The organism is Dongia rigui (genome assembly GCF_034044635.1).
GTDB lineage: Bacteria > Pseudomonadota > Alphaproteobacteria > Dongiales > Dongiaceae > Dongia > Dongia rigui.
Map to the genome: position 1 here is coordinate 1 of NZ_JAXCLX010000003.1, position 12002 is coordinate 12002.

The window sequence follows — 12002 nt, forward strand, 5'->3', positions numbered from 1 at the left end:
GGATGAAACGCCGACCATAGCTGCCCGAGCGATGACAGATGAGCGATGACAAATGAGCGATGAGATGAGCGGATGGATGGGAGAGAGCGAGACTGAAACCGCCCCCCACCCAACCCTCCCCCTAAAGGGAGAGGGCTTTCTCACCGCGTTCGCACCAACACCTCGCTTCAATCCCCTCTCCCTTTAGGGGGAGAGTTAGGGTGGGGGGCCACGTGATGGATCGCCCGCTAAAAATACGGCTCCAGGAGTGTGATGAAGAACCGCACCGCCACCAGCCCCGCCGAGATCGCGGTTGCCAGTGCCGCCCTTGCATTCAGAATCTGGCCGCGATTGATCGTGACGATGATGCGGTTGATATCCCGCGCATCGAGCACTTCCTTATATGAGATGCGCCGCAGCTTTCTGCCGCTCGCCTTCCACCAGAACCAGGCGGAAAGCGCCGCCGAAATGAGGATCGCGATATCGACGGCGACGATCAATGTGCCTCGGCCCAGTTCATCCCCGTTCCCGCATCGGCGATGAGCGGGACCGAGATCTGCCGTGCCGGCAGATGCGCGCCTTCCATGATGGCGCGGGCGACGCGGGACGCCTCGTCCTTCTCGGCCACCGGCACTTCGAAGAGGAGTTCGTCATGCACCTGCAGCAGCATGCGGCCCTTGAGTCCGGCCGCCGCGAATGCCGCCGGCATGCGGATCATGGCGCGCTTGATGATGTCGGCAGCCGTCCCCTGCAGCGGCGCGTTGATCGCCGCACGCTCCATGAAGGAACGCCTTGCCGGGTTCTTGTCGTTGATCCCCGGCACATAGCACCGCCGGCCGAACAGCGTCTCCACATAGCCCTTCTCGCGCGCGATCTTCTTCATCCGGTCCATATAGTCGCGGATGCCGGGATAGCGTTTGAAATAGGCCTCGATATAGGCCTTCGCCTCGCCTTGGCCGATGCCCAGCTGTTGCGACAGGCCGAAGGCCGAGATGCCATAGATGATGCCGAAATTGATCGCCTTCGCCTGGCGCCGCACCATCGGGTCCATGCCCTCGATCGGCACGCCGAAGACTTGGGACGCCGTCATGGCGTGGATGTCGGCGCCGTCGCGGAAGGCCTGCTTCAAGGGTTCGATCTCCGCCATCTCGGCAGCCAGGCGCAATTCGATCTGGCTGTAATCGACCGAGAGCAGGATGTGACCCGGCTCCGCCACGAAAGCGCGGCGGATCTTCCGCCCCTCTTCCGTGCGAATGGGAATGTTCTGCAGATTGGGATCGGTCGAGGCGAGGCGCCCGGTCGAGGTGGCGGCCAGCGCAAAGGACGTATGCACGCGGCCCGTTTCCGGGTTGATCGCCAGCGGCAGCGCATCGGCATAGGTGCTTTTGAGCTTCGAGAGCTGGCGCCAATCCAACACCTTCTGCGGCAGCGGATGGCCCGAGGTGACGGTCAGTTCCTCCAGCACATCGGCGCCGGTGGCATAGGCACCCGTCTTGCCCTTCTTGCCGCCCGGCAGCTTCAACTGGTCGAACAGGATCTCGCCCAATTGCTTGGGCGAACCGACATTGAATTCGGTCCCGGCAATGCGGTGGATCTCGCGCTCGATCTCGCCCATGCGGCTCGCGAAATCCTGGCTGAGGCGCTGCAATTCCTTGGCGTCGATCTTGACGCCGTCGCGCTCCATCTGCGCCACCACCGGAATGAGCGGCCGCTCGATGGTCTCATAGATGGTCATCAGCCGCTCGGCGATGAGGCGGGGTTTCAGCGTTTCATGGAGGCGCCAGGTCACATCGGCATCCTCCGCCGCATAGGCCAGCGCCTTGTCGAGCGAGACGTGATCGAACGTCACCTGCTGCTTGCCCGTGCCGGCGACGTCGCCGAACTTGATCGTCGCATGGCCAAGATGGAGCTCGGAAAGCTCATCCATCCCGTGCCCATGCGCGCCACCTTCCAGCACATAGGAAATGAGCATGGAATCATCGATCGGTGCGATGGTGACGCCGTAACGCGCCATCACCGCCATATCGTATTTGATGTTGTGACCGATCTTCAGCACCGCCGCATCTTCAAGGAGCGGTTTGAGCAATTCGATGGCGCGCGCCAGCGGAATCTGCTTCGGTGCTTCCGCCCCACCGCCCAGCAGATCGCCGGTGGTGCCGATATGGCCGACCGGCACATAGCAGGCCTTGCCGGCCTGGGTGGCAAGCGACATGCCGACCAGCTTGGCCTCGTTCACATTGAGCGAGGTGGTCTCGATGTCGAAGGCAAGCGCGCCGCTCTTATTGGCAGCCTCGATCCAGCGCAGCAGCGCCGCCTCGTTCTGCACCAGTTCGTAACCTTCGCCGATTTTCACGGCCGGTGCCGTCGCGGCACTGGGCGTGGCTGCCGGCGCGGCACTGGGCGTGGCCACCGGCGCCGTGAAGCCACCCGCCGCCCGGGTGGCCTTGATCGATGCCTCGCCAAGGCGCGCATTGAGCTTGGCGGCCAGCGAGCGGAATTCGTTCTTGGTGACGAACTCCATCACCGCGCCGTCGATCTCGCGTTTCACGAATTCGTCGAGGCCATGCTCGACCGGCACGTCGCGCTTCAAGGTCACCAGATCGCGGCTGATCCGCGCCAGCTCGGCATTGTTGACCAGATTCTCGCGCCGCTTGGGCTGCTTGATCTCGCCGGCTTTGGCGAGCAGCGTATCGAGATCGCCATAGGTGTTGATGAGTTCGGCGGCCGTCTTGATGCCGATGCCAGGCACCCCCGGGACGTTGTCAGAGGAATCGCCCGCCAGCGATTGCACATCGACGACCTTGTCCGGCTTCACGCCGAACTTCTCCAGCACCTCCGCCTCGCCGATCTTGCGGTTCTTCATCGGATCGAAGAGGGCGATGCGATCGCCGACCAGCTGCATCAGATCCTTGTCGGACGAAACGATGGTAACCTCATTGCCCCGCGCCGCCGCCTGTGTGGCGTAAGTGGCGATGAGGTCGTCCGCCTCGTAACCCGGCATTTCGATCGCCGACACGTTGAAGGCGCGCGTCGCCTCGCGGATGAGGGCGAATTGCGGAATGAGTTCCGGCGGCGCCTCCGGCCGGTGCGCCTTGTAATCGGCATAGATATCGTTGCGGAAGGTCTTCCTGCCCGCATCAAAGATGACCGCGATGTATTCGGCGTCCGAATCCTCGACCAGCTTCAGCAGCATGTTGCAGAAGCCCAGCACCGCATTGGTCGGCGTCCCGTCGCTGCGCGACAGCGGCGGCAGGGCGTGGAAGGCACGGAAGATGTAGCCCGACCCGTCGACGAGATAGACGTGGTCCGGCTTCTTGGACGCTGCTGCGGTCATCAGGCGCGCTCAGTGCGCGCCGGCGCCGGCACCCTCTTTGAGGATGAAGGTCTTGCCGCAATAGGGGCACTCGACCGACCCCTCCTTGCCGAGATTGAGATAGACCCGCGGATGCCCAGAGGGGTCGCCACCGCCATCGCAGGCGACGCGGGTTTCGGTGACGATTTGGGTTTCATTAGATTTCATAGGGTTACTCGGCTTTGGATTGACGCTTCACGTGCTGCAATGATAGGCAGGCCGGAAGGTTGAATCAATCCCGCGAAGTCCCCATGGTCTCCCAAGCCGCTGCCGCCCTTCCCGACCTCGCCGTATCCGTCAAAGGCCTGGTCAAGATCTATGCCGGCAACAAGGCGAACCGCACGCCCAAGCTGGCGCTGGATCATGTCGATCTCGCCATTCCCCGGGGCGGCATCTTCGGCCTGCTCGGCCCCAATGGTGCCGGGAAGTCGACCCTCATCAACATTCTGGCGCAGCTGGTCCGCAAGACGGAAGGGACCGTAAAGATCTGGGACATCGACCTCGACAAGGATCCCCGCCATGCCGCGGCGGCGATCGGCGTCGTGCCGCAGGAGCTCAACATCGACCCCTTCTTCACGCCGAAGGATTTGCTCGATTTGCAGGCCGGCATGTATGGCGTGCCCAAGGCCGAGCGGCGCAGCATGGAACTCTTGGAGGCACTCTCGCTGGCCGACAAGGCGCAATCCTATGCCCGCACCCTTTCGGGCGGCATGCGCCGCCGCCTGATGGTGGCCAAGGCCATGGTGCACAACCCGCCGGTTCTGGTGCTCGACGAGCCCACCGCCGGTGTCGATGTGGAACTCCGGCAGCAGCTCTGGGCCTATGTGCGCGAACTCAACAAGGCCGGCGTTACCGTGCTCCTCACCACGCATTACCTCGAGGAAGCCGAGGAGCTTTGTGACAACATCGCCATCATCAATCACGGCAAGGTCATCGCCTGCGAGCCGACGGCCCAGCTTTTGGGGCGCCTCGACAGCAAGGAAGTGGTGATCACACTGGCATCCGATCTCGCCACCGCCCCGGCCAGTTTGGCCGAGTTCCATCCGCAAATGCTGGGCCCGCGGCGCCTGAAGCTGCATTATCGCCCCAGCCAGGCCAAGGTTGGCGCCATCCTCGATGCCATCCGCCGCGCCGAGCTCGAGATCGTCGATCTCTCGACGCTCGAATCCGATCTCGAGGACATCTTCCTCGAACTGACGCGCCGCCAGCCCGCCAATTCATGATCCAACGCCTCGCCTGCCTGGGTTTGCTGGTCCTGCTCGCGGCCTGCACGCCGCATTGGCAGGAGATCGGGGCGCCGGTCGACCAGCCGCGTTTCACCGCCAAGGCCTTCCACACCGCCGACGGCGCCGATCTGCCGATGACCACCTGGACGCCTTGGGACAGGCCGATCGAAGCCTCGATCATCGGCCTCCATGGCTTCAACGATTATAAGCGCGCCTTCGATGCACCGGGGAAGGCCATGGCGCGGCGCGGCTTCATCCTCTACGCCTTCGACCAGCGCGGGTTCGGCGGATCGCCGCAGCGGGGCCTGTGGTCCAGCACCGATCAGATGGTGAAGGATCTCAGCGAAGCCACCAGGCTCGCCAAGGCCGCGCATCCGGACAAGCCGGTCTATCTGCTCGGTGAAAGCATGGGTGCTGCCGTGATCCTCGCCGCTGTCGCGCGTCATGCGGAGATGCCGGTCGACGGCATCATCCTCGCCGCACCCGCGATCTGGGGTTGGCAGACGCAGCCTGCCATCAACCGGTGGATCTTCGACTTGGCCATGCAGGTGATGCCGCGCATCACCGTGCAGCCCAACGGCGTCTATCGCGAGGCCTCGAACAATCACTACATGCTGCGCCAGATGTGGTACGACCCCAACATCATCAAGGCAACACGTGTCGACACCGCCTTCGGCCTCGTCGAGCTGATGACCGAGGCCTATGATGCCGGCGCCAAGCTCACCAGGAACCCGCGCTGGCTGATCATGTTCGGCGGGCGCGAGGATATCCTCACCACCAGTTCGGTTTCCGGATTCATCGGGCAATTGCCCAAGCTGCAGCCGGCCCAGGGCCGCATCGCGTTCTATCCGAAGGCGCATCACATGATGCTGCGCGATCTCGGGGCACAGCTGCTTTATGACGATATCGCCGCCTGGATCCGCCATCCCGAGGCGCCATTGCCATCGGGCACGGAACTCGCGCGCTAGCTAGCTGGGCAGCTTGCGGCGCTGGGTGGCGATGATGGCAGCCTCCACCCCGATCTCGGTCGCGAATTCCAGCAGCAGGGGTTCGAACCCCAAAAGATAATCGAGCACCGCGCCAAGGCCGTGTTGCGTCGTGGCAATCGCACGCAACTGATCGCCCTGGATCCCGGTCAGGGCCAGGAAGCGGTTGCGGCGATCGTCATCGGCAACGAGAAACGCCAGGGCCTGCAACCCCAGTGTTTCCGCATCCGGTGGCGGTGATTTGGGCGATTTCAACAGCATAGCGGCCATTCTAGCACCTTGCGCCAATCGCCTCCCACAGCTATGTTCCGCGCAAGCCGCCAAGACGGCATGCACCCGTAGCTCAGCTGGATAGAGCGTTGCCCTCCGAAGGCAAAGGTCGTACGTTCGAATCGTATCGGGTGCGCCAGTCTTTTCAAATAGTTAGAGATCGATCCCGAGACGGGATAAGGCCGCTGGTGCTGCCGCGCCGATGGATCTCTGGCCTTCCCTGAACACTTCCCAAAACGCCGGCATCCAAATGGTTCTGCGATAGGCAGCCCTTCCGGCTCCGTGTTTCTACGGACTGCCGCAGGCAAGGACAATTGCGCAGGTTGATGCGGTTCCCTCAACCGCTGCTGATGCCATGTCCCGACTAAAGTCGCCCCCCTTCAGAACGCGCGCCGAAGACATACAACGAGCCGTGGAGCTTGGCCGGACGATGGCAAAGCAAGGCTGCGAAATGCATGAGTTCGATCATGTCGCGGAGAAAGAATGGCCGCTCAAGCCTGATATCCGCTACCTGTTCTATATGTCCGCGTCGCGCGCGTTTGCGGGCGAGCCGGACTGATCTAGAAAGACGCGCGCAAGACATGCAACGCCACAGCATGCGCTATGTTGCGGGCGTTCATCTTCTTCTTGATCGAAACCAGATGGGTTTCCACCGTTCGCGGTGATGAGCCGATCTCACGCGCGATCTCCTTGGTGGTGAGGCCGTTTGCGACAAAGTTGAGAATCTCCGCCTCGCGACCGCTGAGATTTCTAACATCGCCCTCAGTCGGCGCTATGATGAAGCGCGGCTTGGACAGTGCAATGGCATGGCGCGGGCGTTTGGTGCGCGGATCAATGTCCACGGGAAGAATCACACGGTCATAGTGTGCGTAATGATTCCAGATCACATCGCGAATGGAATCAACCCGCATCTCTCCGGATTGGGCCACGTGATGGTATTGCGGCGCGAGGTCTCGGCTCACATGCACCCGATCGGGATGATTGCCGAGAAAATCTCCGGGCTCACTGCCGACGCGAATATCAAAATTGTTCACCAGAAACCGGAAACCGAAATGTTCCGGATCTTCGTCATCGAAGGATGTCAGGTAAACATTGGTACTGTTGTCGACAAATTGCACCGCGCGAGCAATGAACGCGGCAACCGCATCATCAGACCCAAGGCTGGCATCCTTCCAGGCCTCGACCGCTCGGCGAAATGCGACTGATACCTGCTCCACTACAGCAAGAGCCCGCAAAAATTGTCGTCACTGACAACTATCGCGCCCTCCGTGGCCATTCAAGACAAAAATACTATTAATCAAATGCGCAACATGCGCGTTGGAAGATCGACCTGTCCCCGCAAGCTGCAGAGCAGGTCGATCTTGACTGAGAGTCATCAGTGATCCGTCACGCGTTGCGGATCGGCTGAGGCCGCGACGGCGGCTATGCCACCCGGATCTCGGTGAGGAACGCGTCGACCTGGCTGCGCAGCTTTTCCGCCTGGGCGCCGAGGCTTTCGGCGGCGGTGCGGACACCTTGGGCGGCGGCACCGGTGGCGTCTGCCTCGTTGGTGACGCCGGCGATGTTTTCCGAAACGTCGCGGGTACGTTGGGCCGCTTCATGGGTGTTGCGCGTGATTTCCTGGGTCGCCGCACCCTGCTGCGTCACCGAGGAGGCGATGGAGCTGGCGATCGAGTTCACCTCGGCAATCGTGCCGCCGATGCGCTTGATGGCATCGACCGCTTCGCGCGTCACACCCTGGACCGCGGCGATCTGGGCCGAGATGTCGTCGGTCGCCTTGGCGGTCTGGTTGGCGAGGCTTTTGACTTCGGACGCAACGACGGCGAAGCCCTTGCCGGCTTCACCCGCGCGGGCTGCTTCGATGGTGGCATTCAAGGCCAAGAGGTTCGTCTGCCCGGCGATGTCGTTGATGAGGCCCACCACCTCGCCGATCTTCGCGGCGATATCGACGAGACTCTGCACCGTGCGGTCCGTTTCCTTGGTTTCGGCGACGGCGCGGCCGGCGATTTCGGCAGCGGTCGAGACCTGGCGGCTGATCTCGTTGATCGAGGCGCTGAGTTCTTCCGATGCGGCCGCCACGGTTTCGACATTGGACGAGGCTTCGCTCGAGGCCGAGGCAACGACCTTGACCTGGGCGTTGCTGCGCTCGGCGGCCTGCGACATGCTGTGGGAGGTATCGAGCATCTGGCGCGAGGATTGGCTCAAGGCATCGAGCGCCGCCTTCACATCACGCTCGAAGCCACGAATGCTTGCCTCGACCGATTTCTGGCGAGCCTCGGTCTTGGCATGGAGCTCTCGCTGTTCGGCTTCGGCCCGGGCCTTGTCGACAGCGTTCTGTTTGAAGGTACCGAGCGCCCCCGCGAGTGCGCCGATTTCATCCTGACGATGCGGGAACGCCGCTTCGCCGGTGAGATCGCCGGCTGCCACCTGCAGCATCGCGTCGCGGATGATGTGAAGGGGTCGCACGATATGGCGGCCGATGACGAGGCCAGCGCCGATGGCGAGCACCAAGGCGCCGATGAGCAGCCCAAGCTGAAGCGCCAACGCCTGAGTGGCCTTCGAATGATTCTCCGCCGCATGCTGCTTGGCGGCTTCCAGCGCACCCTCGGCGAGCGTCACCAGAGAGGCAAGACGGCCAACCGTGACCTCGGTCCAAGCGTCAACATTCATCGACGGCGCCTCGCCCTTGGCCATTTGGTCGATGAGGCCGGCACGCGTCTCCATATACGACTTGTCGAAATACTTCTCCTTCGCCGTGGCGATGGCGTCGGTGAGAACCGCCGGCAGGGTGATGCCATAGGTCTGCGCTTCAAGCGCGCTCCAGGCAGCTTCCGAACCCGCGACCGAACTGTTGTATTTGGCAACCAGTGCGGCGTCGGCCTTGCCGGCGCCCATGGCGTTGGAGACCATCAGCGAGGCATCGCCGCCGATATTGCGCACCATCCAGGCCAATTGGCGCATGGAGAGCATCTGGTCGATGAATGCGTCCTGATGCTTGACTGAAGCCGTGAGGCTTTGCGAGGTGGCATCGAGCGTGGTGATGAGGTCGGTTGCGACCTTTTTATACTGGGCGGAGAGATCGGCCGGGCGCTCGGCCTTGGGCTTCTTTGCGGCCTCGAGCGAGAGCGGCTGCAGCTTGCGGATTTCCTCAGCCGCGGCCTGAAGCTGCGGCAACAGCTTGTCCTTATCCGGATAGTCGAGATCGGGCAGCAAGGCGAGTGCTGCATCCAATGCCGGCATCTCGGCGCCGCGATATTTGTCGAGCGAGGCGAGAGCCGCGGGCGTGATCGGCCCCTCGCCGTCGAGGCCGCGGAGCGTGGTCGAACGGTCGGTGCGCAGATTATGCATCGCCCGGAAACCGTAGGTCGCGGCCTCCGCCACCTTCGAGATGTGCGCGGCGGCACCGACCCGCTGCCAGGATTGCCAGGCATCAAGCGCCAGCAGCAGCGTCACGATGCTGGCCAGCAGCACGACGACGGATTTCAAAATGACATTGACCGACAGACGATCGAGCATGGGAACCCCCGAGTTCGGATTTTCGTCTTATGTTGTCGGTTTGCGGGACTTAAAAAACCGTTAGCGGCCACACTGCCGATGTATGAAATCCTCGGCGCCCACGCGATATCGTGGCGAACCTGTGTCAGGTTCGCCACGGTTTCGCTGCGTTCCAATCGCTGGAATTGTATTGGCAGAGGAGGTCACGCAAGCCGCAGTTGCAGCGTTGGCGTGACCTCGGTGGGATCAGGCCGGGCGGCGCTGGCCCTTGCGGTGCGGCTTCTTGCCCTTGCCGGCTTCGAATTTCGGCCGGTCGGGACGCGGGCCTTCGAAGCGGGTCTTTTCGAACGGCTTCTTGTCAGGACGGCCCTTGTCGAAAGGCTTCTTGTCGAAGGCGGCACGCTCGCCGGATTCGACCGGCACGGCATTGGCGAATTTCGGGTTGTTGGAGCGCTTGCCAAGATAGGTGTCGCCACCTTCATTGCCGAAAGGCTTGCGCTCGTCGCGCGGCGGGCGGGCATAGCCCTCGTTGCGCTTGGCAGCGAACGGACGCTTGGCCCCGTCTTCACGCGGCCGGAACTCGCGGGGGCGGTCGTCACGCGGGCGATCATCGCGGGGACGGAACTCGCGCGGACGGTCTTCGCGGGGCCGGTCTTCGCGGGGACGATCTTCACGGGGACGATCCGAGCGCGGGCGGTCACCGAAGGAACGCTCGCCACGCGGTCGTTCGCTGCGTTCACCGCGGAAGCCTTCACTGCGCTCACCACGGAAGGAATCGCTGCGCTCGGGCTTGAACGACCTGCGCGGGCGCTCCAGGCGGCCGGCATTGGCGCTGTCGCCCTTCTCGAACGGCGTCGTCGGTTCGATGCGGTTTTCTTCATTGCCGGATGACTTGGCAATGGCGGCCTGGAAGCGCTCGGCCACCTCGGCAATGATCTCGAACTTCGTCTCGCGGTCGAAGATCTTGATGAAGCCGATCTCGCGCTTGGTGATGTGGCCACGGCGGCAGATCAGGGGAATGAGCCATTTCGGATCGGCGTTGTTCTCGCGGCCGACATCGAGGCGGAACCAGGAAACGGGGCCGATCTCGCGCGGCGCGCGTTCCGGACGCTCGAACGGCTCGCGCCCTTCACGATCGCCACGCTCGAAGCGGCGGTCGGTGAAGTCGGGCGCGTCGAAGAGATCTTCCGGCGCCGGCAAACGCACGCGGTAGAGGCGGATGAGCGCTGCGGCGATATCCTCGGCCGAACGGCTTTCCAGCAGGGTCTTGGCGAGCGTCTGATCTTCCGGCGTCGTCTCTTCCTTGAGGAAAGCCTCGTCCAGCATGCGTTCCTGGTCGCGGGCGCGGATTTCCTCGGCCTTGGGCGGGTCCTGCCAGATGGCCTTGATGTTGGCCAGCGCCAGCAGGCGCTCCAACTGGCGGCGGCGCGGGAACGGCACCATCAGCGCGCAGATGCCCTTGCGGCCGGCGCGGCCGGTACGGCCCGAACGGTGCAGCAGCGTTGCCTTCTCACGCGGCAGGTCGGCATGGATGACGAGGCTGAGATCGGGGAGATCGAGGCCACGCGCGGCGACGTCGGTTGCGACACAGACACGGGCGCGGCCGTCACGCAGGGCCTGCAGCGCATGGGTGCGCTCGGCCTGGCTGAGCTCACCCGAGAGCGCCACGGCCAAGAAGCCGCGTTCACTGAGGCTGGCATGGAGATGGCGCACGGCCTCGCGCGTGTGGCAGAAGATGATGGCGGCACGCGCTTCATAAAAGCGCAGTAGGTTGACGATGGCGTGGTCGACATCGGTCGGCGCCACGCGGACGGCACGGTATTCGATATCGCCATGGGCCTGGTTGCGCACCTGGGTGTCGATGCGCAGCGCGTTTTCCTGATAGGTGCGCGCCAGCGTCGCGATCTCGTTGGCGATGGTGGCCGAAAAGAGCAGCGTGCGGCGCGATTTCGGCGTCGCGTCGAGAATGAATTCGAGATCCTCGCGGAAGCCGAGATCGAGCATCTCATCCGCCTCATCCAGCACGACGGCGCGCAAGGCTGAGATGTCGAGGCGGCCGCGCTCGAGATGGTCGCGCAGGCGACCCGGCGTGCCGACGACGATATGGGCACCCATGTTGAGCTGGCGCTGTTCGGCACGGGCGTCCATGCCACCGACGCAGGAGATGACGCGGGCGCCGGCTTCGGCATAAAGCCAGGAAAGCTCGGCATGCACCTGCATCGCCAGTTCGCGCGTCGGCGCGATGATGAGGGCCAAGGGCTCGGCCGCGCGCTCGAAGCGCTCGGCATCGCCCAGAAGCGTCGCCGCCATGGCGAGGCCAAAGGCGACGGTCTTGCCCGAGCCGGTCTGGGCCGAGACGAGCAGGTCGCGGCCGGCGGCATCTTCCGCCAGCACCGCGGATTGGACGGCGGTGGGTTCGTTATAGGCGCGCGCGGTCAAGGCTCGTTCGAGCGCCGGATGGGTCGTGGGGAATGGCATGATGGTCCGATCTGGAAAAATAAGGGCGCCAGCCTGGCGTGAAGCGCGCAAGGTTGGTTGAGGTGCCGGTTCAAACATGACGGGGCACCTTCTCAACCGGCCCACCCGACGATCCTTACGCCCCTTTGGTTGGCATGATCGATTTAGCGGATGTCTGACCCGTTCGGCGGCGCGCCTATCGGTTAAGCGCGCTTGATACAGGTTTGCGGACAAAAG

Annotated in this window: 10 protein-coding genes and 1 tRNA gene; 4 read left to right on the top strand and 7 right to left on the bottom strand. The window is 63.4% G+C overall.

All coding sequences use genetic code 11. The features are described from left to right. Window positions 1-227: 227 nt before the first annotated feature. The 3 genes from SMD31_RS15715 to SMD31_RS15725 are packed head-to-tail and all read right to left on the bottom strand — an operon-like array spanning window position 228 to window position 3499. Entirely contained in the window at window positions 228-479 is a 252-nt protein-coding gene (locus SMD31_RS15715) for a hypothetical protein (RefSeq protein ID WP_320501865.1), read from the bottom strand. Continuing rightward, window positions 476-3313, bottom strand: a complete 2838-nt coding sequence (gene polA, locus SMD31_RS15720; protein ID WP_320501866.1) for a DNA polymerase I — start codon at window positions 3311-3313, stop codon at window positions 476-478. The genes SMD31_RS15715 and polA overlap by 4 nt, the downstream gene beginning before the upstream one ends. 9 nt (window positions 3314-3322) lie before the next feature. Continuing rightward, window positions 3323-3499 carry a zinc-finger domain-containing protein gene (locus SMD31_RS15725; RefSeq protein ID WP_320501867.1) on the bottom strand — a complete coding sequence of 59 codons (177 nt, stop codon included), beginning with the start codon at window positions 3497-3499 and terminating at the stop codon, window positions 3323-3325. A gap of 83 nt (window positions 3500-3582) precedes the next feature. On the opposite strand from SMD31_RS15725, the gene SMD31_RS15730 reads away from it, so the two are divergent. After that, window positions 3583-4554: an ABC transporter ATP-binding protein gene (locus SMD31_RS15730; RefSeq protein ID WP_320501868.1), complete on the top strand. Its 972-nt coding sequence runs from the start codon at window positions 3583-3585 to the stop codon at window positions 4552-4554. Then, window positions 4551-5525, top strand: coding sequence for an alpha/beta fold hydrolase (locus tag SMD31_RS15735; RefSeq protein WP_320501869.1), 975 nt, complete (start codon window positions 4551-4553; stop codon window positions 5523-5525). The genes SMD31_RS15730 and SMD31_RS15735 overlap by 4 nt, the downstream gene beginning before the upstream one ends. On the opposite strand, the gene SMD31_RS15740 is transcribed toward SMD31_RS15735, so the two are convergent. Next, window positions 5526-5813: a DUF3572 domain-containing protein gene (locus SMD31_RS15740; RefSeq protein WP_320501870.1), complete on the bottom strand. Its 288-nt coding sequence runs from the start codon at window positions 5811-5813 to the stop codon at window positions 5526-5528. Window positions 5814-5875: 62 nt separating this feature from the next. On the opposite strand from SMD31_RS15740, the gene SMD31_RS15745 reads away from it, so the two are divergent. Then, window positions 5876-5952 (top strand) — tRNA-Arg (locus tag SMD31_RS15745). Between the two features lie 291 nt (window positions 5953-6243). Then, on the top strand, window positions 6244-6372 hold the full coding sequence (locus SMD31_RS15750) for a hypothetical protein (RefSeq protein WP_320501871.1): 129 nt from the start codon (window positions 6244-6246) through the stop codon (window positions 6370-6372). Between the two features lies 1 nt (window position 6373). Here SMD31_RS15750 and SMD31_RS15755 read toward each other — a convergent pair whose 3' ends face one another. The 3 genes from SMD31_RS15755 to SMD31_RS15765 all read right to left on the bottom strand — a co-directional run bounded on the left by SMD31_RS15755 (window position 6374) and on the right by SMD31_RS15765 (window position 11786). Beyond that, window positions 6374-7030 carry a helix-turn-helix transcriptional regulator gene (locus SMD31_RS15755; protein WP_320501872.1) on the bottom strand — a complete coding sequence of 219 codons (657 nt, stop codon included), beginning with the start codon at window positions 7028-7030 and terminating at the stop codon, window positions 6374-6376. A 205-nt stretch (window positions 7031-7235) separates the two neighbouring features. After that, a complete protein-coding gene (locus SMD31_RS15760; RefSeq protein WP_320501873.1) occupies window positions 7236-9329 on the bottom strand; it encodes a methyl-accepting chemotaxis protein in 2094 nt (697 codons plus the stop codon). Between the two features lie 225 nt (window positions 9330-9554). Beyond that, window positions 9555-11786, bottom strand: a complete 2232-nt coding sequence (locus SMD31_RS15765) for a DEAD/DEAH box helicase (RefSeq protein WP_456077538.1) — start codon at window positions 11784-11786, stop codon at window positions 9555-9557. Window positions 11787-12002: the final 216 nt, after the last annotated feature.

Bases quoted from the DNA above. Each gene is read 5' to 3' on its own strand.
- SMD31_RS15750 (WP_320501871.1), top strand. From the start codon at position 6,244: ATGGCAAAGCAAGGCTGCGAAATGCATGAGTTCGATCATGTCGCGGAG.
- SMD31_RS15740 (WP_320501870.1), bottom strand. From the start codon at position 5,813: ATGGCCGCTATGCTGTTGAAATCGCCCAAATCACCGCCACCGGATGCG.
- SMD31_RS15725 (WP_320501867.1), bottom strand. From the start codon at position 3,499: ATGAAATCTAATGAAACCCAAATCGTCACCGAAACCCGCGTCGCCTGC.
- SMD31_RS15735 (WP_320501869.1), top strand. From the start codon at position 4,551: ATGATCCAACGCCTCGCCTGCCTGGGTTTGCTGGTCCTGCTCGCGGCC.
- polA (WP_320501866.1), bottom strand. From the start codon at position 3,313: ATGACCGCAGCAGCGTCCAAGAAGCCGGACCACGTCTATCTCGTCGAC.
- SMD31_RS15765 (WP_456077538.1), bottom strand. From the start codon at position 11,786: ATGCCATTCCCCACGACCCATCCGGCGCTCGAACGAGCCTTGACCGCG.
- SMD31_RS15730 (WP_320501868.1), top strand. From the start codon at position 3,583: ATGGTCTCCCAAGCCGCTGCCGCCCTTCCCGACCTCGCCGTATCCGTC.
- SMD31_RS15760 (WP_320501873.1), bottom strand. From the start codon at position 9,329: ATGCTCGATCGTCTGTCGGTCAATGTCATTTTGAAATCCGTCGTCGTG.